This is a genomic window from Saccharomonospora amisosensis (assembly GCF_011761185.1).
Lineage (GTDB): Bacteria > Actinomycetota > Actinomycetes > Mycobacteriales > Pseudonocardiaceae > Saccharomonospora_A > Saccharomonospora_A amisosensis.
The window spans coordinates 753,099-777,004 of sequence record NZ_JAAOYM010000001.1 but is presented as its reverse complement, the minus strand read 5'-3'; the positions used below and the strand labels follow the sequence as shown (position 1 = coordinate 777,004).

The 23,906-nt window shown below is 68.3% G+C and carries 23 protein-coding genes; 7 read left to right on the top strand and 16 right to left on the bottom strand.

Annotated elements, in window-relative coordinates:
* The first annotated feature begins 39 nt into the window (after positions 1–39).
* Together FHU38_RS03885 and FHU38_RS03880 are read left to right on the top strand one after the other, a co-directional pair.
* Positions 40–1,194, top strand: coding sequence for an epoxide hydrolase family protein (locus FHU38_RS03885; protein WP_167166571.1), 1,155 nt, complete (start codon positions 40–42; stop codon positions 1,192–1,194).
* A gap of 84 nt (positions 1,195–1,278) precedes the next feature.
* A complete protein-coding gene (locus FHU38_RS03880) occupies positions 1,279–1,425 on the top strand; it encodes a hypothetical protein (RefSeq protein ID WP_167166569.1) in 147 nt (48 codons plus the stop codon).
* Positions 1,426–1,625: 200 nt separating this feature from the next.
* Here FHU38_RS03880 and FHU38_RS03875 read toward each other — a convergent pair whose 3' ends face one another.
* A complete protein-coding gene (locus FHU38_RS03875) occupies positions 1,626–2,285 on the bottom strand; it encodes a TetR/AcrR family transcriptional regulator (protein WP_167166567.1) in 660 nt (219 codons plus the stop codon).
* Positions 2,286–2,369: 84 nt separating this feature from the next.
* Here FHU38_RS03875 and FHU38_RS03870 point away from each other — a divergent pair, with 84 nt between their 5' ends.
* A complete protein-coding gene (locus FHU38_RS03870; protein ID WP_243852190.1) occupies positions 2,370–3,311 on the top strand; it encodes an NmrA family NAD(P)-binding protein in 942 nt (313 codons plus the stop codon).
* Here FHU38_RS03870 and FHU38_RS03865 read toward each other — a convergent pair.
* A complete protein-coding gene (locus FHU38_RS03865; RefSeq protein ID WP_167166565.1) occupies positions 3,238–3,882 on the bottom strand; it encodes a dihydrofolate reductase family protein in 645 nt (214 codons plus the stop codon). The two genes, FHU38_RS03870 and FHU38_RS03865, sit on opposite strands and share 74 nt — an antisense overlap.
* Positions 3,883–4,071: 189 nt before the next feature.
* Between FHU38_RS03865 and FHU38_RS03860 the strand changes: the two genes are divergently transcribed.
* Both FHU38_RS03860 and FHU38_RS03855 read left to right on the top strand, forming a co-directional pair.
* Positions 4,072–4,440: a YciI family protein gene (locus FHU38_RS03860; protein ID WP_167166563.1), complete on the top strand. Its 369-nt coding sequence runs from the start codon at positions 4,072–4,074 to the stop codon at positions 4,438–4,440.
* A 14-nt stretch (positions 4,441–4,454) separates the two neighbouring features.
* Entirely contained in the window at positions 4,455–5,666 is a 1,212-nt protein-coding gene (locus FHU38_RS03855) for an RNA polymerase sigma factor (RefSeq protein ID WP_208415541.1), read from the top strand.
* Positions 5,667–6,074: 408 nt separating this feature from the next.
* Here the strand turns inward: FHU38_RS03855 and FHU38_RS03850 are convergent, their stop codons facing one another.
* Both FHU38_RS03850 and FHU38_RS27895 read right to left on the bottom strand, forming a co-directional pair.
* The gene (locus FHU38_RS03850; RefSeq protein WP_167166559.1) at positions 6,075–6,668 is read right to left on the bottom strand and encodes a hypothetical protein; all 594 of its coding nucleotides are present in this window, start codon (positions 6,666–6,668) and stop codon (positions 6,075–6,077) included.
* A gap of 198 nt (positions 6,669–6,866) precedes the next feature.
* Positions 6,867–11,003, bottom strand: a complete 4,137-nt coding sequence (locus tag FHU38_RS27895) for a HEAT repeat domain-containing protein (protein WP_167166557.1) — start codon at positions 11,001–11,003, stop codon at positions 6,867–6,869.
* 159 nt (positions 11,004–11,162) lie between these two features.
* Here FHU38_RS27895 and FHU38_RS03840 point away from each other — a divergent pair, with 159 nt between their 5' ends.
* Together FHU38_RS03840 and FHU38_RS03835 are read left to right on the top strand one after the other, a co-directional pair.
* Positions 11,163–12,923 (top strand): hypothetical protein, encoded by a 1,761-nt coding sequence (locus tag FHU38_RS03840; RefSeq protein ID WP_167166555.1) that lies wholly within the window; start codon positions 11,163–11,165, stop codon positions 12,921–12,923.
* Between the two features lie 61 nt (positions 12,924–12,984).
* Entirely contained in the window at positions 12,985–13,203 is a 219-nt protein-coding gene (locus FHU38_RS03835) for a cold-shock protein (RefSeq protein WP_167166553.1), read from the top strand.
* A 26-nt stretch (positions 13,204–13,229) separates the two neighbouring features.
* On the opposite strand, the gene FHU38_RS03830 is transcribed toward FHU38_RS03835, so the two are convergent.
* The 12 genes from FHU38_RS03830 to FHU38_RS03775 all read right to left on the bottom strand — a co-directional run bounded on the left by FHU38_RS03830 (position 13,230) and on the right by FHU38_RS03775 (position 23,806).
* Positions 13,230–14,102, bottom strand: coding sequence for an SDR family NAD(P)-dependent oxidoreductase (locus FHU38_RS03830; RefSeq protein WP_167166551.1), 873 nt, complete (start codon positions 14,100–14,102; stop codon positions 13,230–13,232).
* Entirely contained in the window at positions 14,099–15,118 is a 1,020-nt protein-coding gene (locus tag FHU38_RS03825; RefSeq protein ID WP_167166549.1) for a 3-oxoacyl-ACP synthase, read from the bottom strand. Before FHU38_RS03825 ends, FHU38_RS03830 begins: the two co-directional genes overlap by 4 nt.
* On the bottom strand, positions 15,115–15,765 hold the full coding sequence (locus tag FHU38_RS27890; RefSeq protein ID WP_313886659.1) for a TetR/AcrR family transcriptional regulator: 651 nt from the start codon (positions 15,763–15,765) through the stop codon (positions 15,115–15,117). The genes FHU38_RS03825 and FHU38_RS27890 overlap by 4 nt, the downstream gene beginning before the upstream one ends.
* Positions 15,762–16,922: a branched-chain amino acid ABC transporter permease gene (locus tag FHU38_RS03815; RefSeq protein ID WP_167166547.1), complete on the bottom strand. Its 1,161-nt coding sequence runs from the start codon at positions 16,920–16,922 to the stop codon at positions 15,762–15,764. Before FHU38_RS03815 ends, FHU38_RS27890 begins: the two co-directional genes overlap by 4 nt.
* Entirely contained in the window at positions 16,919–17,806 is an 888-nt protein-coding gene (locus FHU38_RS03810; protein WP_167166545.1) for a branched-chain amino acid ABC transporter permease, read from the bottom strand. Before FHU38_RS03810 ends, FHU38_RS03815 begins: the two co-directional genes overlap by 4 nt.
* Positions 17,806–18,567: an ABC transporter ATP-binding protein gene (locus FHU38_RS03805; RefSeq protein WP_167166543.1), complete on the bottom strand. Its 762-nt coding sequence runs from the start codon at positions 18,565–18,567 to the stop codon at positions 17,806–17,808. Before FHU38_RS03805 ends, FHU38_RS03810 begins: the two co-directional genes overlap by 1 nt.
* Positions 18,564–19,304, bottom strand: coding sequence for an ABC transporter ATP-binding protein (locus FHU38_RS27885; protein WP_167166541.1), 741 nt, complete (start codon positions 19,302–19,304; stop codon positions 18,564–18,566). Before FHU38_RS27885 ends, FHU38_RS03805 begins: the two co-directional genes overlap by 4 nt.
* A 79-nt stretch (positions 19,305–19,383) precedes the next feature.
* Positions 19,384–20,586 (bottom strand): substrate-binding domain-containing protein, encoded by a 1,203-nt coding sequence (locus FHU38_RS03795; protein WP_167166539.1) that lies wholly within the window; start codon positions 20,584–20,586, stop codon positions 19,384–19,386.
* Positions 20,587–20,699: 113 nt separating this feature from the next.
* A complete protein-coding gene (locus FHU38_RS03790) occupies positions 20,700–21,080 on the bottom strand; it encodes a phosphate acetyltransferase (protein WP_167166537.1) in 381 nt (126 codons plus the stop codon).
* Positions 21,080–21,475, bottom strand: coding sequence for a MaoC family dehydratase (locus tag FHU38_RS03785; RefSeq protein WP_167166534.1), 396 nt, complete (start codon positions 21,473–21,475; stop codon positions 21,080–21,082). Before FHU38_RS03785 ends, FHU38_RS03790 begins: the two co-directional genes overlap by 1 nt.
* Positions 21,472–22,989 carry an acyl-CoA synthetase gene (locus tag FHU38_RS03780; RefSeq protein ID WP_167166532.1) on the bottom strand — a complete coding sequence of 506 codons (1,518 nt, stop codon included), beginning with the start codon at positions 22,987–22,989 and terminating at the stop codon, positions 21,472–21,474. The genes FHU38_RS03785 and FHU38_RS03780 overlap by 4 nt, the downstream gene beginning before the upstream one ends.
* A 31-nt stretch (positions 22,990–23,020) precedes the next feature.
* Complete coding sequence (locus tag FHU38_RS03775) at positions 23,021–23,806, bottom strand: enoyl-CoA hydratase/isomerase family protein (RefSeq protein ID WP_208415540.1); 786 nt, start codon at positions 23,804–23,806, stop codon at positions 23,021–23,023.
* Positions 23,807–23,906 lie beyond the last annotated feature (100 nt).

Below are 23,906 nucleotides of genomic sequence, written 5' to 3'. Positions count from 1 at the left end.
GGACCAGATCCGACCTAACCGGCTTCTAGCGTTGCCGGCATGACACACGACAGCGAGATCCGGCCTTTCACCATCGACATTCCCCAGTCCGACCTGGACGACCTCCGGGACCGGCTCGCCAGGACCCGTTGGACCGTGGACCTGCCCGATGTGGGCTGGAGCCGCGGGGTGCCGGTGAGCTACCTCAAGGGCCTGGCCGAGTACTGGCGCGATGGCTACGACTGGCGTGTCCACGAGCGGGAGTTGAACTCCTACCCGCAGTTCACCACCGAGATCGACGGGCAGAACATCCATTTCCTGCACGTGCGCTCGCCAGAACCGGACGCGCTGCCGCTGATCCTGATCCACGGCTGGCCCGGTTCGATCGTCGAGTTTATGAACGTCATCGGCCCGCTGACCGACCCTCGGGCACATGGTAGCGACCCGGCGGAGGCGTTTCACCTGGTTATCCCGTCGAACCCCGGCAGTGGCTTCTCCGGGCCGACCCGCGAGGCCGGCTGGGACATCAACCGGACGACCAGGGCCTTCGCCGAGCTGATGAACCGGCTCGGCTACGACCGCTACGGCGCACAGGGCGGCGACACCGGCGCGGTCATCGCCCCAGGGCTGGGCCGCCTCGGCCCCGACAACGTCGTCGGCGTGCACACGAACGGGCTCTCCGCGTTCGCCGAGGTCAGCCCACACGAGGTGGAGGAGTTGACCGCTGCAGAGCGAGCCCGGCTCGAGCACCTGGCGTACCTGAAGACCGAGGGATCGGGCTACGCGATGGTCCAGATCAGCCGGCCGCAGACACTGGCGCACGGGCTGCACGACTCCCCGGTGGGGCAGTTGGCCTGGATCGTGGAGAAGTTCAAGGAGTGGACCGATCCGGCCGCCGAACTGCCCGAGGATGCGGTGGATCGGGACCAGTTGCTCACCAACGTGATGCTGTACTGGCTGACCGGCACCGCCGGCTCCTCGGCCAACAGCTACTACGAGACCGCACACGCCGGAGCCTGGAGTGCGCGCGAGCGTTCCACCGTGCCTACCGGTGTCGCGGTGTTCCCTCTGGACGTGTCCATCCGCCGCACGCTCGAACTCGAACACACGATCGTGCACTGGTCGGAGTTCGACCGTGGCGGCCACTTCGCCGCAATGGAGGCCCCCGACCTGCTCGTCGACGACGTCCGGGAGTTCTTCGGCAAGTTGCGCTGAAACTACCGCGGCGCCGACCTCGATCAGGTCGGCGCCGCAGCCGGGTTCCACAGAGGAGCTCCGGGCAATCGGCGAGAACGCCACGTGAACAGCCTGGTGGCACCGAGCGCGGCGACGCTGTCGGCCACCACCCGGCCGAATCCGGGCAGGCGGGTCGCAACCCGCCGTACCGGTGAACCGCCCGAAGGCGCCGTCGAGTTGAGGCGGCTGCGCGCCGAACTGGGCGTCTGACCTTTCGGTGGCCGTTCGGATCGTGACGGACCCACAGGTCCGTTCGCCGATTCACGCCCTTCCGGCCGAAGTACTGGTCCTTGACGACCAGGACCGGGTCGACGTGCTGAACGTGACCTGGCTCGGGTGACCCGCCAATCGGGCGGCGCAGGTACCCCGGCCTGCCCACGCTTCACCCGTATGAATCAACGCCACACTCGCTAGTACCCCGTGGCCCGGTCCAGCCACTCGGACAGCATGGCGCGCTCGGTGTCGGTGAGCGCCGGCAGGTCCGGCACGACCGTCCGGAAGGCGACCGCGGCCGCGACAGGGCCGTCCTGCGCCAGTGCGGGTGCGTCGGTCAGGATCGAACGGGTCACCGCCTCGTACATCGCGTCGGCGAGACCGGGGTCGGAGTCAGGTGCGGCGATCAGGGTCAGGACAACCCCGGTGTTCGCGGCGTGGATGAGTTCGACGGCCCGCTGTTCGGACACCCGAAGCCTGCCGATCTCCGCGACCCTTCGCACCTTGGCACGCAGCTTCGCCATGCCCGCGACCGTGGCGGGCGACGGCGGTCGCCCGGCCAGCAGGACGTACAGCGCCGGGTTGGCCAACCCGAAGCCGATGTGCGTGTCCCACCCGGCCCGCAGGTCCGCGAGCGGGTCGTCGGTGTCGGGGGTGCGGGACTTCTCTGCGACGTAGGTCGCGAACACGTGCTCGGCGACAGCGTCCAGCAGGCCGTCCTTGTCGCCGAACATCCGGTAGATAGCCGGCGCCTGCACGCCCGCGGCCTGAGCGACCCCTCGGGTGGTCACCGCAGCAGGTCCCTGCTCGCGCAGCAGCCGAGCCGCGACCTCGACGAGGTTGGTCCGTGCATCCACGGTTCCAACGATATCAGTTCCTTGCTATCGATGTATTTCCGATGTTAGCGTCAAATTGATTCCATCGATATCGCGAGGTGAAGCATGATCGTCATCACGGGTGCCACCGGCAGGCTCGGGGCACTGATCGTCGACCGGCTGCTCGAGCGGATCCCGTCGGAGTGGGTCGGCGTGAGCGTGCGGGAGCCGGGACGCGCGGACGCGCTGGCCGCGCGCGGGGTCCGGGTACGGCGGGGTGACTTCACGGACCCTGCCACGCTGGCCGAGGCGTTCGAGGGCGCCACACAGGTGCTGCTCGTGTCGGTGAACGCGGTCGGCCCGGAGAAGGTCGCGCAGCACACGGCCGCGATCGACGCCGCCGTCGACGCCGGCGCGAAGCGCGTCCTCTACACGAGCCACCAGGGCGCGGGCCCCGACTCGAGGTTCGCGCCGATGGTCGACCACGCGGCCACCGAGCGGTACCTGGCCACGCTGGGCACGCCGTTCACCGCGCTGCGCAACGGCTACTACGCCAACACCATCCCGCTTCTCTTCGGCCAGGCGATGAACACCGGCGAGTTGGTCGCGCCCGCCGACGGTCCCGTGTCGTGGACCGAGCACGCGGACCTGGCCGAGGCCGCTGCCCTCGCCCTCACCGACGTGGGCCGGTTCGACGGCCCGACCCCGCCGCTGACTTCACCACAGCTGCTCGACCTCGAGCAGGTCGCCGCCGTGTTCACCGAGCTGACCGGCCGCACCGTCCGCCGTGTCGTCGTGGACGACGACGAGTGGGTGGCGCGGATGATCACGCAGGGCGTACCGGAGGCGCGGGCGCGACCATGCTGCTCGGCATGTTTCAGGCGTCGCGCCGCGGCGAGTTCGCAGTCACCAACCCCGCGCTGGGTGAACTGCTCGGCCGCCCGGCCAAATCCCTGCGCGCGTACCTGGCCGAAGCCATGGCCTGAGCGAGCCTTCAGTGCCGCCAGAAGAAGTGGTGCACGACGCCGCTGGGGCTTGGCACGCGTTCCAGGTGGTAGCTGCCGGTGAGTTCCTCCGGGCTGTCCCAGAGTCGAAGGCCGCTGCCGAGTTCGTACGGGGCGACGGCGATGTGCATCTCGTCGATCAGGTCCGCGTCGAGGAACTCCCGGATGGTCGTCACGCCGCCGCCGATGCGCACGTCCCGCCCGCCCGCCGCGGCCTTCGCCTGCTCCAGCGCTTCGTGCGGCGTCGCGTCGAGGAAGTGGAACGTCGTGTCGCTGAGTGTGAACGACGGCCGCGGGTGATGCGTCAGCACGAAAACCGGTGTGTGGAACGGGGGTTTGTCTCCCCACCACCCCTGCCAGTCATAGTTTGACCAGGGACCGCGAATCGGACCGAACTTGTTGCGCCCCATGATCTCGGCACCGATGTTGCGCGTGAAGTCGCGGACGACGTAATCGTCGAGGCCTCGGGTGCCGCCTGGATCGGTACGGTTCACCCAGCTGGCCGTGGCCTCGGCCCAGCCCAGCAGTGCGCCGGGGTCCGCGTGGCCGAACGGGCGCTCGAAACTCTGGTCCTCGCCCGCGCCGATCCCGTCCTGGGTGACGGTGAAGCAGTGGACCCTGACTCGCTGTGTCATGGCCGACCTCCGTGTGGTGTGAAAGCTGTCGCTTGCATACCCCTTGGTCGTCACCGACCCGCCCGCCTAGACAGCCGCGGCGAGAAATCCGGCGGAAAATTCCTGGGCGCGTAGTGTCGTGTCCGCCGGGTCGGTGACGACCCCTGGTGAGCCGCCAAGCAGGTGGTTCACCTAATCAAGGAGGAAATCGTGAAGTACTTGATCCTGATGCAGGTCGATCCGGCGGTGCTCGAGCAGCTCACCGACGAGCAGCAGAAGCAGATCCAAGAAGGACATGCCGCGTTCATGGCCGCCACCAAGGAAAGCGGCGAGTTCATCGCGACCCAGGCCCTGGCCGATCCCAGCCAGTCGAAGGTCGTTCGCAGCTCCGGCGGCAGCCCCGAGGTGACCGACGGACCCTTCGCCGAGAGCAAGGAGTTCATGGGCGGCTTCTACTTCATCGACGTCGACAGCGAGGCTCGAGCGGTGGAGCTGGCCAAGCGGATCCCCGACGCGAGCATCCCGGGACTCGCCCTCGAACTACGGCCGGTGATGTTCACCGACCTGGGAGACCAGTGACCACTGAGCCTCGATTGAGCGAGGGCTTGTGGCGCGAACTCGCCCCACAAGCCCTCGCCCGATTGCTGCGCACCTACGGCAGCACCCACTTCGACCTGTGTGAAGACGCCGTCCAGGAGGCTCTCCTGCACGCGTACCAACAGTGGCCGACCCGGTTCCCCGACGACCCGGTGGGCTGGCTCGTCACGACCGCCCGCCGCCGCTACGTCGACCTCACCCGCGGCGACGCGCGCCGCCGCCTGCGCGAGACCCGAGCCGCGCTCCTGCATCCCCCAATGCCACCGCAGGCTGTCCAGGCTGACGACTCGCTGCTGGTACTGCGGCTGTGCTGCCACCCCGACCTGCCACGATCCGGACAGGTCGCGCTGACCCTTCGGGCGGTGGCCGGACTCACCACCGCCCAGATCGCCAACGTCTACCAGGTCCCGGAAACCACCATCGCCCAGCGGATCACGCGTGCCAAGCGTCGCGTGTCCGAGCTCGGCACCCCGCTTCCGCCACCCAAGCACGCGGACGAGCGCGTCACCGCCGTACTCGACGTGTTGTACGTGATGTTCACCGAGGCGCATCACACGACCACCGGCGCGCCACCTGCCGACACGGACCTCGCCACCGAAGCGATCCGCCTGACGCGGCTCCTCCTCCTGAGCCTCTCGAAGTCCACGGAGGTCACCGGACTCCTCGCCCTGATGCTGCTCACCGAGGCCCGGCAGCCTGCCCGAGTTGGACCGGACGGGCGCCTGACGCCACTCGACGAGCAGGACCGCACGTTGTGGAACCGGGAACTGATCGACCAGGGAATCACACTCGTCCGCCGAGCCACCCCGGGCGCCGAACCCGGCCCTTACCTCCTCCAGGCCTGCATCGCGGCCCTGCACGCCGAAGCCCCGGACACCGCGGCCACGGACTGGCACGAGATCCTCGCGCTCTACCGGCTCCTCGAGATCGTCACCGGTCACGGCAACCCCACGATCACCCTCAACCGCATCGTCGCGCAGGCCATGGTCGACGGGAACGACACCGCCCTCGCCCAGCTCGATGCGCTGGAAGCCGACCACCCCCGCCTTCCCCGTCTCGACGCCGTACGTGCCCACCTCCTGGAGCGAGCCGGCCGACCCGACGCCGCGGCGAACGCCTACCGGCGAGCCATCGCCGCTACCGTCAATCTCGCCGAGCAACAACACCTCAGGCACGGCCTACGACACCTGGCGGGCGCGCATGAGTAAGGACGAGCCGCAGGATTCCGCAGTCATCACGGGAAGCCAGGAGAAGCGCCGGACACCTGGAAGCCGTTCTCACCGAAGAGCGACTGGCGCAGAATCGACACACGAATCCTCAAGATCGGACACGTCGCACAAGGCTGATCGGTGGCGGCGCCCCACGGTCGATTGATCGCACCGGCACCGGGTAGCGCAGACCATCACGCCAAATTCCTGCCTGGCCCGTTGAGTCGGCGGATGCCAACACGCGATCGGGAGTGCCGGGTCCGCCCCGGCACTCCCGGGTGTGTAGCTGCCGCGCGCCATGACGACGCGCCGGTGTCAGCCTGCCACGCCCGAGCCAGGCGACGTCGGTGACGTACCGCCCCCGGCGCTCACCGAGCCGGCCCCGACCAAGAGCTGATCTCCACTTCCTCACTCGTCCCGGAACCGCCGAGCCAGCGCGCGCATCACGGCTGGTCGCATGAGCCGGATGAACGGCCCCGCCGCCAGCCAGTAGCGCCGGAACCGCCGCCGACTGTCCACATCGGTTAGAGCCACCCGTGATTCCACCGTAAGCACGCAGGCTGCTTCGCCGTAAGGCGTGACGAGCGTGCTCTCCGCCAGCTTGGCGAAGCCGGGTTCGGCGAAGGCGGCGAAGGTGTCCGCGGTGACGGGACGGCTTGGCGCACCACCAGTGCCTTTCCACACCTTGCCCACCTGGCCGTATACCAGTTCCCTCCCCGGTCGCTCGCCCAGCGGCACCCAGCCCCGTGCGGGCAGGTCTCGGATGCGAAACGTCGGCGGTTCCACGGTGGGAGGGCGGCCTTGGCGTCGGGCACGGGCATCGGCGAGCCGACCCGGCAGGGCGCGCGCTCGCAGCAGTACCCGTGCCAGCGGGAGCCGGAACAGGTCAAGGTTCGTGACGGCCCCGAAGACGTCGGTTGGCGGGGCCCGGAACATACGCGAGACATGGATGGCGTGGTCATAGCTCGGCAGATACTCGTCGAGCAGCAGCGGTTGGGTCATCGTCGCCCTCCCGTCGAGCGACCCGCGCTGGGACGCGGCTGTCTCCCCCAACGGTATGCCGGTCGCGACCGCGGTGTCAGAACGGTCCGGGGCAGCAGTCAGTGGGAAGTCGTTTCACACTGAGCCGAAGTCCGGAAGTATCGAGTCCGGTACGTCTGGTAGTGGCGCGGCACGCTGTCGACGGCGACGGGTGGGCGATCAAGGATGCTTCGTGATCACATGGGTGGCGAGGCGGTCCGTGATCCGGCCGAAGTTTCGCAGCAGCACCTTGCTGCGGATCGAGTCGGCCTGACGTCGGTCGTCGGGGGCTTGCCGTAGCGCAGGGAGCACGCAATGCCGCAGGAACAGATAGAAGTCGGCGTTGACGTCGAGGTCCTCCCACTGCTGGAGGATCCGCTCGGAGAACTCCGTGAGGATCGGCCGCCTCGCCGTGAGACGCATCGCCGTGTTCCGGACGAGTTGATCAGGATCGGTCAGTGCGTCCAGCAGCCCGTCGCGGACGGCGGGATCCGTCAGCACCGCGGATCCGAGAATCTCCGCCAGGGAGAGTCTCAGCGATCCTCTCGCGTTCCGGAAGGAATCCAACACTTCGGCACGCAGTTCCGGGCTGTCCGCGACGGCGTCCTTCAGGCAGGCCACCACGGCTTCACGCACTTTCGCGTCGTGGCCTCGCTGCCTCATGGCAGCGAGCAGAGCCCGCCACACGTCCGGTTCGGCCGCCGCCTTCTTCAGTGCGGTCGCGGCCGCTCGACACACCCCCGGTGACTTGTCGCTCAGCCTGTCCACCAGCGCCGCTCGTACGGCGGGGTCGGCGTACGCGCTTCGCAACCCGGCGGCCGCGGCTTCCCGAACGTTGGCGTCCTGACCCTGCTCCCGCATCGTGGACAGCAGGACCTCAACCGCGCCGGCATCGATGTCGACCGCACGTGCCAAACCCCTCACCGCGCACAAGGCCAGATAGGGATCCTCACCGTCCGTTGTGAGGAGATCCACGAAGCTCCGCTGGGCCCGGTCATGCACGGTGACGGCGTCGTGCAGGAACTCCGCCGCGGGCACCCGGATGTAGGGCTCCTGATCACGGTCGGCCAGCAACTCCAGGAGGGCTTCCCGAACCGTGCCGTCCGGGTCCGGCGCTCTCACCAGACCGGGCAGCACCGACATGCGCAGGTACGGATCCTCGTTCGGGTTCTCGACTATGCCAAGCAGTGCGTCGCGAGTATCACGACCCATGTCGAGCAGATCGGCCAAGCTCGCGGCACTGGCCGTACGCACGTCTTCATCGAACCTGACGGCTTCGACGAGAGCCTGTTCGACCTCACGGTTCACCGTGACCGCGCCGCGCAACGCCAGTGCGGCGGCGCGACGCACCTGCCAGTGGACGGTTTCCCGTTGCCGCAACAGCTCCAGCAGCGTGGTGCACACCGCCGGGACAGCCGCTGCCACACGCAGGCTGTCCGCCGCGGCCATCCGCAGCTCCGCGTTTCCCTCCTTGAGGGCGTTGATCAGGTCGTCGTACACCTCCGGCTCGGTCGCCACCGCCCGCAAGCCCCGCGCCGCGGCACCTCGCAGCTCGCTGCGTGGTGCCGTAAGGAGGATGCCGCGAAAGGCGTCCCGCACCCCCGGGTCGGCCACGATCACCTCCGCCAGGTTCGCGGCCACGCACAACGCCACTTCACGTTCTTGGTCCGGGTTACGCAGCGCCGCCAGGAGCGCGAGCCGCGCCTCCTCGTACTCGCTGACCGCACGGCCCAGCGTCAGCACCGCGGCGCGGCGTACCTCCGCGTCCTCGTCGTCGAGTGCCTCGGCCAGCGCGGCACGCACGGCAGCCGCGTCGCCCGCGTCGACGGCGGAGCTCAGGCTCCGCGCCGCGACCTTGCGCAACTCCGGGTCGGTGTCGGCGAGCAGCATCACCAGGGCCTGGCGAGCCTTGTGATCGGTCGCGGCCGAGTCGGCCAGGGCACGTCTGGCGATCCGCCGCACAAACCGGTCCTCGCCCTTGAGCACGTTCAGGAACGCCAGCCGCACCTCGCGTTTGCCCACCGCATTGGCCAGACACTCGGCCGCCGCCTGTCTCACGCTCCCTTCGGTGTCCCTGAGCTGGAGGATCACCGCCTGACCTGCACGCTCGTCGTCGGCGACCGCACTGGTCAGCGACCTGATCGCGGCGCATCGCACACCGGAATCGGGATCCCGGAGCTGATCGAGCAGGCGGCCTGTCCGGCCCACCAGGCGGCGACCAAGTCCGGTGAGTACGGCGACGCCGTCCTCGCGTGCCGCGGTGCGCAGCAACGCCACCGCACGCTCCACGATCCGGTCCGTCAGGCCCGCGACTCCACTGATCGCGGCCTCCGGCAGGTCCGCGATCGTACGGGCCGCCGTTCGCAGCCCCTGGTGGAACGGGTCGTATGGCAGGTCGAGCAGGCAGCCGACCAGGCAGGCAGGTTCAGCGGCCCGCTGGTGAAGTAGTCCACCGAGCATCGGGATGACCTCATCCCAGCTCGCGTCGAGCAGGACCCGGTGCTGGACGGCTTCCAACCACACGTTCTCCTGCTGCCGAGAGAGCCAGCGCGCCAGCAGGAACTCGACGAACGTCGGGTGCGGAAACTGGTACTTCCTCCGACTCCCCGCCTGTTCCCAGCCGGTCGGTGTGAGCAAACCGAACTCGTTGACCAACCGGGCGCGAGCCTCGTACTTGTCCGCGGCGATCTCGCGCGCCTGCTGTGCCCGGCCGAGGACATCGGTGAGAAGTTCCTCGTCGATCCCCGACCAGTCGGCTTCCCGGCTGGCGAGTTCGTGAGCGACCGTTCCCAGTACGTCGAGAACGACGTTGCTGTCCGTGCCGTCGAGTACGTCACGCCCACTCTTGCCGGTGCGATCACGGGTGAGCAGGCGCCGCAGCACCCGTTCGTACAGTTCGTACCGGACCTGCGGCAGCGCTTCACCTTCTCGGGCAATGGAACAGAGCATGGCCAGCAGGAGCGGGGTCCTCGCCAGGTCCTCCACAGCAGGGGTCCGCAAGCCGTTCCATAGCCGCCGCGACACCTCAACCGGCAGCCCGCAGCCATCGATGACCGTGTCGATGTCGTCGCGATGGAAGGGCTCCAGTTCGACTTCTTCCAGTCTGGTCCGCACGCCAGGAGGTCCGCCGTATCCGGCGATCCTGCTGGTGAGCAGCAACCGTGCCCCGGCAGCGCGCTCGGGCTGTTCGACCAGAGTGTCCTGGCCCAGCACGTCGGCCGGAACCTCGACCCAGCTGTCGATGATTTCCGCCAACCGGTTGCGCAGGCTCTGGTCTCGCAGTTCGTCCCAGGCATCCAGCAGTACGGCGGCGTGCCCGCGTGCAACCTGCTCGGAAAGCCATCGCTGCAGCGATGGCGCGAAGTCGGTCCGATGCCGTGCCCGCAGCACCTTGGCCGCCGCTGTGGCCAGCGTGGTGTCAGCGCCCTCATCGGCGGCGCCGATGGTGTTCAGCAACTCGTGACAGCTCATCCAGACCGGGATCACCAGGTTCTCGACCTCGGCGCCGTCGCGCAGCGCTCTCAACGCGCCCGCCGCCAGCCGCTTCGCCTCAGCGCGCACCAGCCAGGTCTTGCCCATACCGGGATGGGCAAGCACCATTACCTGCGCGTGCTGATCGGCGAACCCCGCCCAGTCGACTCCCCGAGCCACCGCCGGATCCGAGGCCGCGTGCGGCCGCAGGGTGACCGTCGAGCGCCAAACCGGCGTGACCAACCGGTTCACCCGCAGCGCGCCGAGACTTGGCAGGTCATCAAGATGTCGGACCACTCCCGCTTCCCGCTCGATCGCGGTGAGCAACCGCGTCAGATCGTAGCGATGATCCTGCGGCCACAACTGTGGTTGCTCGGCCCTGCGCTCGCGTTCTGCCTGCCGCTCCTTGCATACGTGCTCGTAGAAGGACCGGAGCGTGCCGTCGGTTCCCGCCGCCACCCGACGGACCTTGTCGTCCAGTTGCCGCCACAATTCCGTCGCGAACGCCTCGTCGTCCACCTCCCCGGTCAACAACTCCTCGTCGACCTTCGCGGCCTTCATGCCCTGTTCGAGCACGCCACGCCATCGGTCGCCATCCGGCCGGAGCGACCCGGATTGGTCCGGACTTCGCAGCAGCTCGATCGTCAGGTCGAGCCGTTTGCCCACCATCACCTTCCGCAACCTGGATCGGAGGTGTTTCACTCGTTTCGTGTCGGATGCCGCCTCCGGTAGCAGGGACTTCTCGAGCGAGTCAGCCACAGCGGCCTTGGCGATGCGGGACAGCACTCGGCGTTCCCGGATCCCCAGCTTCTCGTACATGTCGCGTGCCGACTTGATCGCTGACACGCTCGACAACCCCACAGAAATCGGGTCGACCATCGCCACCTCCACGATTACCTGCATTGTGCCCTCGCGGGTCTTACCCCCGGGTTGGTAATGCCGAATTCACCGACTCGGTGTCACGGCGGTGCTACCTTGGCGGCGGTACCGTCGAAGAGGGGCGTCATGGCGGAGCTGACCAGGTACGAGATGGTGATCCGTGCTGTCGGCGCACCCCCGGCACCGGCGGGCGTCACGGTCGTGGATCTGGTCCTGGACGAGGACGAACCGGCATCAACCGTCGTCGACGCGCTGGAAGCGAACCGGTTGAAGTACAGGGACCTTCTTACGACGAGCACCGTTTTCCTCGCCCCGGAGCGTTCCAGCGGCCTGGTACGAAACGGGTTGGCACAGTACGCCGCACTCTACGGTCTCGTCGGCAGGCCCATCGACGTTTACGCCGACGGCGAGATCCTGCGAATGGGAACACCCGACGACCTGAGCGTCCACCCGATAGCCCGAATCAGGCAACCGGGTCCGCTGCTGTGGGCCCAGGTGGGTGGGGCGACGGACGCCATGCCAACGGTTCACATCAACTCTCCGCGCCGTGGGCTCCCCAGCCCGCGGGCAGCGATGGTGATCCAGCAGGCCTCCCGGTTACGGATGGTGCCACCGCCGGAGCCCGCCGATGCGTTCGCACTGCTGAGACTCGTGGCAGCGCTGCGACGGCGAGGAGCCGAAGACCGGCTCCCGTACCTGTCCACCGGTAAGGAGCCACCCCCACTCGCCAAGGACGACCCGCTGCAAGGCGTCGATCTGGAAAAGATCCGCCGGGAAGTCAAAACCCACCAGACCGACTCCCTTTCGGACACTCGCATGGCGGAAGTAGTGGCTTCGAGGCCGCTTTCCGCCTTGGACGGGCTCATCGCCGAGGCCAACGCGGTCGACATCCGCACGGTCCTCACACGCCTTGGCTGTTCACCGGACGAGAGTGGCCGGTGGCGGTGCCCTCGACCTCATCAAACGCACGTGCGGTACACCCGCGAGGACGTGCTGGTTCTCTCCGGAGACAATCGGATCAGGTGCCGCGCGTGTGACCGCGAGCGGATCGGGCCGGTCCGAATTGTCGTCGGCGCGCGTGAACTCACCCCCGACGAGGCAGCGCGGTACATCCTCCGGCGAAGCCCGTTGGAACTGACCGGCAGTGCGGTCACCGCTCGCGTCGAATCCGTACGGCCCAACGGCTATGGCTGTGTGGTCGATGACCCGGTGACCGGCGAGCGCCTGCAGGCGTTCCTTCGCCTGAAGGACATAACGAGTCGAATCGAGTACGCGCCCACGCTCGCCGAGCACGATCGGATCATCGGACAGGTAACCAGACTCACCCGCGATTCCACCAGCGGCGCTGCCCGCCTCGAACTGTCGACCAGGACGGAATCGCTCGTGGAGCGACTGCTGTCCGGTTTCGTCCCGGAACTGCTCAACGGCAAAGTCGTCATCCAGAGCTCCGCCCGGGTCCCCGGGGCGAGAACCAAGCTGGTGGTGGCAGCCACCACGCCTGGCGTCGACGCCAAGGGCGCCTGTCTGGGCGAGGCAGGTAGCCGAGTCAACTGCACCAAGGCGGTGCTGGAACGAAGCGCACTCATCGGCGAGGAGAGTCTGGAGATCATCCCCTACTCCAGCCAACGCGCGACGCTGCTGACACAGTCCTTCAAGCCCGCGAGGGTCGTCCGCTCCAAGATTGACAGTGGCGTCGCGGTGGTGGCGGTCGAGACGCACGCGACCGGCGGCGCCGTAGGGACACGTGGGCTGAACGCCGAACTCGCCGGGAAACTCACGGGCCTGTATGTGAAGGTCGTGAGCACCGAATCCGATCTCGACGAGGAACTGCTCGCACTGAAGGCGAAGCGAACGGGCAAGCGCTCGCGTGCCCGCTCGCCCGGCTAGTGGCGCGACAACCGCCCTAACTCGGTTGCCCCACCCGACGGGCGCCCGCCATGCTCTCTACATGGCACACGGAACCGTCAAGTTCTTCAAACCCGAGAAGGGCTGGGGAGCGATCACCTCGCCGGACCTGCCGGACGGCTGCGACGCATGGGTCCACTTCAGCGCGATCGACATGGACGGCTACCGCGACCTTGAAGTCGGCGACCAGGTCGAGTTCAGCTACGAGGAGGCGCAACAGGACAGCTTCCGCTTCCGCGCGACCCGCGTGCGCAGAACCTGATACGGCGACGCCGCCCCGTGACGATGCTACTGGTCCAGGGAAAGCAGCTTCACCTGGTCGGCAAGTGAGCCCGGCTCGGTCCACGGTTCGAGCTGCGACAGACCCTCCGCGGCGGCCAGTTCCTCCGGCGTCGGCACGTGGTCGAAGACCACGCCCGGTCCCTCGACCACGGCCACCCGGGCATACCTTCCCCCGGCGACCGACCAGATCTGCCCGTTCAGGGCGCAGGCGGGGTCGGCCAACCAGCCGACCAGTGGTGACACCCAGACCGGGTCCAGCCGCTCCAGCACCTCGGCAGGCAACACGTCCTCGGTCATCCCCGAACGCGCCAGCGGAGCGATCGCGTTGACCCGCACACCTGCCCTGACACCCTCGAGCGCGAGCACCCTGGTCAGGCCGACCAGTCCCATCTTCGCGGCGCCGTAGTTCGCCTGCCCGAAGTTGCCGTACAGCCCCGATCCGGAGGAAGTCATCACGACACTGCCGCCTCGCTCGACCAGGTGTGGCCAGGCGGCCTTGGTGACGTGAAAAGCCCCGTGCAGGTGCACGGCCAGCACCGACTCGACCATTTCCCGGGTCAGCTTGCCGAACGACTTGTCGCGCAGGATTCCGGCGTTGTTGACGACCACGTCGAGCCGCCCGAACTCCGCGAGTGCCTTCTCGACGATCTGCTCGCCGCCTTTCCAGGTGTCGACCCCGGCGCTCACCCCGACAGCGCGGCCCCCGGCGGCGCAAACCTCCCTGACCACCGGCTCGGGGTCGGTCACGTCGTTGACCACGACCGCCATGCCGCGCCCCGCCAGGTGCAGGGCGTGGCTGCGACCGAGCGCTCCGCCCGCTCCGGTGACGACCGCGACCCGCTGTTCGGTTTCGGTACTGATTGGACTTTCGTTGCTCATGCTTTCCTCTCTCCCCAGCGCACGACCGTCGCGGCCCAGGTGTATCCGGTACCCGCTGCGAGTGCGAGCACATGGTCGCCTTCCCGTACCTCACCCGCGGCGACCGCGCGGTCCAGCGCGAGCATCGGGTCGACCCCGCTCATGTGTCCGGTGTCGTCGAGATACGAAGCTCGGTCGGGTGAAATCCCAAGCGCGGCAACGATCTCGTCGTGCATCGACCGTTTCATGTGGATGCCGCAAAGGTAGTCGATCTCGTCGAGGCTGATTCCCGACCGCTTGCACGCCCCCTCGGCCGCACGCAGGAAGTTGGGCACACTGACGGGATCCAGGCGGGTCTTCATGTTCGCCGGATCCTCGACACTGAGCAGGTGTCGTCTCGCGCGGACGGTGTCCTCGCTCGCCGGTTCGACGCTGCCGCCCGCGGGCACCTTCACGTGGTGACTGAACGAACCGTCGGTGAGCATGTGGCTGCCGAGCACCTCGTTGCGCTCCAGCCCCCGTTCGAGCACGGCCGCCGCGGCACCGTCACCGAAGTTGTAGGTGAAGCGCGAACCCGGGTCCTCGTAGTCGACCAGGTAGGACTCCCGGCACGCCGCCACCAGCAGCACCCGGCGCAGCTCGACCTCGGCCACCAGCAGGTCACGGGCTACCCGCAGCGCGACGGGAGTACCGCAGGAAACGTAGTCCAGTTCGAGGGCGAACGCCTCGGTGCAACCCAGCCGGTCGGCGATGCGGGGTGCAGCCTGCCACACCGGGTGGTCCTTCCAGGTCGACCCGAAATAGACGACGGCGTCGATGTCGCTGGGGTCGAGTTCCGCCTCCCGCAACGCGCTGGCGCCGACGGTGACGGCCATGTCGCTGACATGCTCGCCGGGTGCGGCGACGTGCTTGCCTCGGATTCCGAACTTCTCCGCGACCACCGCCTCCGGAATGCCACTGGCGGCACCGATCTCGGCGGCGGTCATCCAGCGCGCGGGCAGGTAGTGCGACGTGCCGCGGATGCCGACCGCCTTCACATCTCCTCCCGGCTGGCCAGTCCCCGCTCGATGAAGCGCATGACGTTCTCGAAGACGTCGTCGGGCACCGTGTCGGTCTCTCCCCACAGCACCCACCGGGCACCGACGATCTCGCCGATCCCCATGAGGATCCAGGACAGGACCTGCGGGTCGGACTCCCCGATCTCACCGGTCGCCATCGCGGCGCGCAGGCCGTCGACGTAGCCCTTCGAGATCCGTTCGTAGTGTTCCCGCAGGATGTCCGGTGCCACGATCTCGGCCTGCCTGATGATCCGGTACAGCGCGGGATGCTCGGCGACGAACTCGAAGTAGCCACGGAAACCGAGTCGTTCCCGTTCCGCCCGGGTCCGGGCCTGCGCCGCGCGTTCGCTCATGGCGTGCCGTACCCGGCGGTTGAGGTCCCGCACCAGTTCGTTGAACACCTGCTGCTTGCTCTCGAAGTACAGGTAGAAGGTGCCTTGTGCGACGCTGGCGGCCTCGGTGATCTTCACGATGGAGGCGTCGTGGTAGCCGTGCTCGGCGAACACCGACTCGGCCGCCTCCAGGATCGCCCCTCGGGTCCGCACGCCGCGACTTGTCAGGGTGCGACCGTCGGCGCCGCTGGGCTGCTGTTCCTCGGTTTCCCAGCGCGGGCTGTTCGTGCTCACCGGGCCACTCCTTCAGTTACGTCTTGTGCGGCTCGTTCGGCTGTCGGGGCTTGCTCGCCGGATTCTGCCGTGCGTGAGGACGACCCGTCCCCGCCACCACGACCGCGCCACGGCGGGCGCCAACTTCCCGCGCCACGACGTCCGGTCACGAGTCCCGCGACACCCCCGGGAACGAACAGGACGACCACGACGAAGAGGAGACCGAGCGCGAACAACGGCTCGGAGAGCGGGACCCGGATCACGGCGGGAAGCTCGCCCACCGAAGGGGACGCCGCCAGTTGCGCGAGCCGGTTGTCGAGGTAGGTGTAGAGCATGCCGCCCACCAGCGCGCCCCAGAGCCTGCCCGCGCCACCCAGCACCACCATCACCAGCAGGATGAGGGTGAAGGTCGGGGTGGTCACCGTCGGGTTGGCACCGCCGACCGCGAGAACGTAGACGACGCCGCACATAGTGGCGAGGAACGACGCCAGCACGAACACCGTCAGCTTGAACCGGTACGGCGCGAGACCGAGTACACCGACTCGACGCTCGTTCTCCCTGATCGCCTGCCAGACCCGGCCGGTCGGCGACGCGGTGGCGACGCGGGCCACCAGGTAGACAACGACCACGAGTGCGAGCGCCAGCCAGTAGATGTTGCGGGAGTTGACGATCCCGACGAACACGTCCGGCACCTCCCGGAAGGGCAGTGCCCTGCCGAGTTCACCGCCGGTGATGTCGAATGGATCCCGCATCACGAAAATCGCGCCAGCCTGGGCGAAAGCCAGCGTCACCATCGCGAACGCGATGTCCTTGACCCGCAGGCACACCGCGCCCACGAGCAACGGCAGCACGATCCCGCCGACCGCCACCAGCAGCACACTGCCCGCGAAGCCCAGGTCGAGTTCGGACAGCACCACGACCGTGCCGTAGACGCCGAGCGCGAAGTAGAGGGCATGCCCGAAGGACAGCAGTCCGGTGAACCCGAACATCAGGTCGTAGGTCATCGCGAGGGCTCCGAAAACCAGCATCAGCGCAAGCAGGTGCAGCACGCCGGGGCTGTCGAGGGCGCCGTCGAAGACGTACGGCACGTCGCGGTGCAGCAACGGCAACACCGCCGCCACGGCGACCAGTACCACGCCGACCGCCCAGCGCGGCTTCGGCGATGCGGGGATGGTCATGTCGTCACCCTTCCCAGAAGTCCCTGCGGCCGCACCAGCAGGACAACGGCCAGCATGGCCACCACGATCAGGTCGCCGATGCCGACGGCGCCGTAGTAGTTGGCGTACTGCTGCAACAGACCCACCGCCAACGCCGCGAGCGCCGAACCGGGGATCGAACCGAGCCCGCCGATGATCACGACGATGAAGGCGAAGATCAGCAGGCTGGTCCCCTGGTCAGCGGTGATGGAGCCGAAGAAGGTGCCGGTCAGGATGCCCGCGAGCGAGGCCAGCGCGCCTCCGATCGCGAACACGAGTGTGAACGCGCGACCGACGTCGATGCCGAGAGCCGAGACCATGGCGCGGTTCTCGACACCCGCGCGAATGACCAACCCGTAGCGGGTGCGCCGCAGGAAGAACATCAGCGCGGCGAAGACCGCGACGGCCGAGACGATCACCACCAGCCGCGAGTTGGGAACCGCTGCTCCGCCGATGCGGGTGACGTCGTTGAACCACGCGGGCACGACGACGCGCACCGGATCGGACCCGAACACGGCCCGGGTCAGCGCGGTGATCGCCAGCAGCAACCCGACGGTCAGCAGCACCTGGCCGACGTGGTCGCCGTAGAGCCGCCGGACCATTCCCACTTCCATCAGCACGGCTGCGAGCGTGCCGACGACCAGCCCGGCGAGCAGGCCGAGCAGGAACACCAGCCACACGGGCAAAGTCCCGCTCAGCTTGGCGGCGACCAGCCAGGAGGCGTAGGCGCCGATCGTAAGGAACGCGGCGTGGGCGAAGTTGAGGACGTCCATCAAACCGTAGATCAGCGACAGTCCGGAGGCGACCAGGAAGTACAGCCCTGCCAGCCCGAGCCCGGTGATGGTCAGCAACAGGAAGGTGGTCATCAGCGGTCACCTCCGCGTGCCACACCGAGAAGTTCGTGGGTCAACCGCTCGTCCTCGAAGAGTTCGCGAGCGGGCCCCTGATGCACGACGCGGCCCTGGTCGAGCACCACGACACGGCGGGCCATGTGGCGGATCACCGCGAGGTTCTGCTCGACGACGACGGTGGTCACCAACTCGGCCATCCGCTCGAGAGCGATCGCGACCTCCCGCACCAGGTTGGGTGCCAGGCCCTGACTGGGTTCGTCGATGAGCAGGAGCTTGTTGTCGTCGTTGAGCAGGGCACGTGCCAGCGCCAGCATCTGCTGCTCGCCACCGGACATCGAGCCCGCCCGTTGCGTCAGGCGTTCCTTCAGTCGCGGGAACAGCTCGTAGACCAGGTCGTAGCGGTGGCCCGCGCCGTGGCGCTCAGCAAGGCGCAGGTTCTCGGCAACGGTAAGCCCCGCGAAGACGTCGCGGTTCTCGGGCACGTAGCCGACGCCGCGTCGCACCACTTCGTGCGGGGCTTTCCCCGAAACGTCGTGCCCCTCGAGGCGGATCGTGCCGCGCCGCTCGACCAGACCGAGGATGCTGCGAAGTGTGGTGGTCTTGCCCGCACCGTTGCGCCCAAGCAGCGCGGTGATCTCGCCCGAGGGCACCGAGAACCCGACGCGGTGCAGGATGTGCGACTCGCCGATGAAGGCATCGACACCCCGCAACTCCAGGATGGGGTCGGCGGTCGACGCTGCGCCCGGCGCCCGCTGGTCGGTTGGGACGGTGGTCACAGGGGTTCTCCCAGATAGGCGGTCTGCACGGTCTCGTCGGCCATCACCGCGTCCGGCTCGCCGCAGGCCAGCAGGGCACCGTGGTGCACTACCGCGATCCGGTCGGCAAGTCCGAGGATCAGGTCCATCCGGTGCTCGACCATGACGATGGTCGTGCCGCGGCGGTGGATCTCGCTGATCAGTTCGATGACCGGCGGCAGGTCGTCGGCACCCATGCCCGCGGTGGGTTCGTCCAGCAGCAGCACCTTCGGCTCGCCCGCGATCGCGATGGCGAGGTCGAGCTTGCGCTTGTCGCCGTGCGAGAGGTTGGCGGCGACCTCACCGGCCCGGTCGGCAAGGCCGACGGTCTCCAGCGCTTCCCGCGCCCGCCTGACGGCTTCGTCGCGGCGGTGCACGCGGCCCCAGATCCGACCCGAGCCACCGAGGTGGGCGCGGGCCGCCAGCCGAACGTTCTCCAGCACGGTGAGCCGGGAGAAGAGGCTGGTCACCTGGAAGCTGCGGGCCATCCCTCGGCGTGCCCGCCTCGCCGGGCTGAGCCGGGTCACGTCCTCGCCGCCGAGCAGTATCCGGCCGCCTGTCGGCTTGTACAGCCCGGTCAGCAGGTTGAACAGGGTGGTCTTGCCCGCACCGTTGGGGCCGATCACGGCGAGGAACTCCGCCTCGCGGACCTCGAGGTCGACCTCGGAGACGATCCCCACCCGGCCAACGGTGAACGAAAGCCCCTCGGTCCGGACCACGGGGTTCCCCGCGAGGGTCGGGCGCACCGACCCTCGCGAGTCACTCTGATTCTCTACTGCGCTCACGAACGGGCTCCGGTCATTCGCTCGCGACGGGCGGTGCGATGTCCTCGGCGGCCAGGGTTTCGCCGAGTTCGGGCGTGAGGGCGCCGACCTCACCGGTGAGGGACGCGGTGAACATCGGCTGGAGCATGGCGTGGTCCTCCTCGCGGATTCGCTGCTGGCCCTTCGGACCGGTGAACTCCCAGCCCTCCAGCGCCTCGATCATGCCGTTGACGTCGTCGCCGCCCTCGCGAACGGCCCGCACGACCAACTGCGCCGCAACGAAGCCGTCGTTGTGGAAGATGTCCGCCTTGACATTCTCACCCTCCAAATAGGAGACGAGTGCCTTGTTGGGCTCGTTGTCGCTGGCCTCGGCGAAGTAGTGCGAGACGAAGTCGATGCGCTGCGCCGCGGGTCCGAAGCTGTCGAACGAGGCACGGTCGGCGAGGCCGGTCACGACGACGGTGTCGTCGAAGACGCCCTGTTGCGACAGCGACTGCCACATCGCGTTGGTGGTCTCGCCCGCCCAGGCGGCGAAGACCAGATCCGGCTTCTCGTCGATCACCTGTCGGGCGAAGGGCGTGAGGTCGGTCGCGTCGACCGGCGCCAGCACGGGCACCACGTCGGCGCCCTGCTCCTCACCGAGGACCGCCTTGACCGCGGCCACGTTGGCCTGGCCGAACTCGTAGTCCTGGGCGAACACGACGACCTTCTTGCCGTTGAGGTCGCCCACGATGCGCGCCGAGGTCACCACGTCCTGATAGGTCTGCCGGCCGGAGCGGAAGGTGTAGTCGTTGATACCGGTGATGGCATCGGTGGCGGCGGAGCCGGAGATGTAGAGGAACTGGTTCTGCTCGGCAAGTGGGGCGACCTGCACGGCAACACCTGAGGAGACCGGGCCGGTGATGATCTGGGTGCCCTTGCCGACCATCGAGGTGACCGCCGCGGTCGCCTTGGCCGGGTCGGTGCCGTCGTCGGCGTACTCGATGTCGAGCTTTCGCCCGTCGACCTCGCCGGTGCCGTCGGTGGCGTAGTCGATGCCCGCCTTGAAACCCTGCGTGAACTGCTCGCCGTAGGCCGAGAGCAGTCCACTTTGCGACGTGACGACGCCGACCTTGACCGGGCCGGCGTCACCGCCGCCCGACGGGTCCTCCGACGCGCACGCTCCGACGACGAGCGCCAGGCTGCCGACGAGGAGTGCACCCAGTCGCACCCTCTTGAACGTTGAGCTGTTGGCCATGTCAGTCCTCCTTTGGACGTCTCAACATGATAGGTGGTTCATGTCTCATGACTAGGTGCGTGATGAAGCTGTGGCGAGTATTGCTGGCGAGACTTCTCGCTGTTCAGCGCCGTTCAGGGCGTGGGGATGCCTCCGGCCAGGACCAGTGCTTCCCCTTCGGCCACGGTGCGACCGTCCGCGCCGTGGCAGGTGGTGGCCAGGTAGACCAACCGCTTGTCAGGCACCACCCGAACCACCTCGATCGTCGCCGCGAGTTCCTCCCCGATACGCGCCGCCGAGACCGGCCGCAGCGCCTGCTTGAGGTAGTTGGTGCCGCGACCGGGCAGGTGAACCCCCAGCAGCGTCGAGAACAGACCCGCCACCAGCGGCTCGGGTACCTCACCTTCCGGGCAGGTGTCGCCCGCCAGCGCGCCGTACGAGGTCAGGTCGGCCTCGCTGAAAGTGCGATACAGCGTTCGCGAGCGGCCCACCGCCGTCTCCCACCAGTCACTCATCACGTCGCCTCCTCCGCGCGGTGGCCCGGGTCGATCCACATGCGACACTCGCCGGTGAGTCCCACCGTGCCGTCCTCGTGCACCACCCGGGTCGCCAGCGCCAGTTCTCCCGGCTTGGCGGGCCGCTCCTCCAGCACCACCCGAATCCGCGCTCCCACCGGAGTAGGCGCGGGGAACATCAGTCGCTGCTCAACCAGCCGGGCATCCGGCCAGTGACGACGCACCCGCGCCCGGACCAGCGAGAAGAGGAACATGCCGTGAGCCACTGGCAGCCGGAACGGTGTCGTCGCGGCGTATTCCGCGTCGACGTGGATCGGGTTGTCGTCACCGGAGATCTCGGCGAAACCGTCCAGGTGCTCCTGGGTCACGACCAGGAAGTCGGACTCGTGGCTCATTCGGGCTCTCCCTGCTGGTGGCGCAGTACGTGCTTGAGCACCTTGCCCGTCGCGTTTCGCGGCAACTCGGCAACCATTCGCACCGACGCGGGCACCTTGAACCCGGCCAGGTGCTCGCGGCAGTGACGACGCACGGCCTCCTCGTCGAGCCCCGCACCCGGCTCGACCTCCACCACCGCGCGGCCGACCTCTCCCCACCGCTCGTCGGCGACACCGATGACCGCGCACGACCGCACGCCGGGGAGCCGATGGATAACCGCCTCCACCTCGGCCGGGTAGACGTTCTCGCCACCGGAGATGTACATGTCCTTGACCCGGTCGACGATGTAGAAGAAGCCGTCCTCGTCCTGCCTGCCCACGTCGCCGCTGTGTAGCCAGCCGTCCTCGAAGGCCTGCTCGGTGGCCTCGGGGTTACGCCAGTATCCGGGAGTGACGCCGGGGCCACGGATCAGCAGTTCACCGGACTCACCCGGGGCGATATCACGACCGCGGGAGTCAACGAGCCGCACGTCGACGAACGGCTGCGGCTTGCCAACCGATCCCGCCTTGCTGATCGCGTGTTCCTCGTCGAGCAGGAACACGGTGGGGCCGGTCTCGGTCATGCCCATCCCCTGCTGCACAGACACCCCGGCGTCGGCCAGCCGCTCCAGCAACGGCACCGGCATGGCCGCGCCGCCAGCCGACCACGACCGGACCCTGGACAGGTCGGCGGCAGCGAAGTCCGGGTGCTCGACCAACATCTGGTAGATCGTCGGCACGCCGAAGAAGACCGAGGCCCGGTCCTGCAGCAGCCGCAGTGACTGGCCCGCGTCGAAGCCGGACGGGATGATCGCGGTACCACCGACGAACAGCATCGGCAGGGTGTAGAGGTTCCAGCCGCCGGTGTGGAACTGGGGCAGTACCGAGAGAAAGACGTCCTCGAAGGTGATCCCGGCGGCCATCCCGATGTTGAGGTGGTTGACCAGTGCCATCCCTGCCGTCTGCAGCACGCCCTTGGGGCGGCCCGTGGTGCCGGAGGTGTACATGAGGTACCACAGCGCGCTCTCCTCGCGGGGCTCGTGCACGACCTGCCTGCCGCTGGCGGCATCCAGCGCTGCCTCGTACTCGTCGTCGAAGGACAGCAGCCGGATCGCGCCACGGGCGCCCTTCGCGGTGACCTGGAGCGTTCGCGCCATCGGTGCGTTGGCGGTGTCGTGCACCAATCCCACGACCTCGGCGTCGGCGAGGATGAACTCCAGTTCGGCCTGCGCGAGCCGCCAGTTCAGCGGTACCAGCACGGCACCGGTCTTGGCGCAGGCGAACAGCAACTCCACCGCATCGGTGCGGTTGTGGGCGAGCGTCGCGATCCGGTCGCCTGGCTCGATCCGCCACTCGGTGCGCAGGTGCCCGGCCAGCCGGCTGGCACGCTCCTCCAGCGCGGCGTAGGTGATCTCGCGACCGCGTTCGGGATCGACCAGCGCCACCCGGTTCGGGTGGAGTTCGGCGCGCTTGGCTGTCAGGTCGGGCAGGTGCATGGCGCTCCGATCAGCCGACGAGGTTCGCTGCTCACTGCTTCGTTCCCGCGAGGAAGGCGGCCATTCCGGCGCCGGCCTCGTCGGTTTGGATCTGCTCGACGAAGCTTTCCAGTTCGGCGTCCAGACCCGCGCGCACGGCGGCGAGGTCACCTCGCGCCAGTCGCTTGGTGCGTGCGACCGCGCCCGGGCGCATACCGGCCAGGTGCCGGGCGATCTCCATGGCTCGGGCACCGGGATCGTCGTGGACTTCGTCGACCAGACCCCACTGCTCGGCCGTGACGGCGTCGACGGTGCGGTTTGTCAACTGCCAGCTTGCCGCGCGCCCGTGCCCGATCCTCCTTGGCAGCAGGGCGGTCCAGCCTCCGTCCGGCGAGAACCCCACCCGCACGTACCACGGGGCGAAGGTCGCGCGCGGTCCGGCGACCACGACGTCGCCTGGCAACACGAGGCCGAGGGAACCGCCGGTGACCGCACCGTGCACCACGGGGACGTACGGCACGTCGAGGGCGAGCAGGGCCATGACCGTGTCGTGCAAGGCACCCACGACCCTGCGCGCGTACCCGACCAGTTCGTCGCCGGTGTGCCGGGCGAACTCCGCAACGTCACCGCCGGTCGAGAAGCTGCGCCCCCGCGCTGCCAGCACCAGGCACCGCACGCTGTCGTCGGCCGCAACACCCGCGATCGCCTCGCTGAGCCCATCCAGCAGCGCGGGCACGAGAGCGTTGTGGCGTTCGGGGCGGTTGAGGGTGAGGACGGCGACGGAGCCCTCGTCGCGACGACGCACCAGTGGGTCGGTCGCGGCTGCGCTGTGATTCACCCAGCACCTTCCGGAAGATCAATACATGACAGGTGGTTCATGTGTCATTCTTAGAGCGGGTGAACGCCGTGTCAAGCGGCAGGTCGAGCTCCGGGACCCG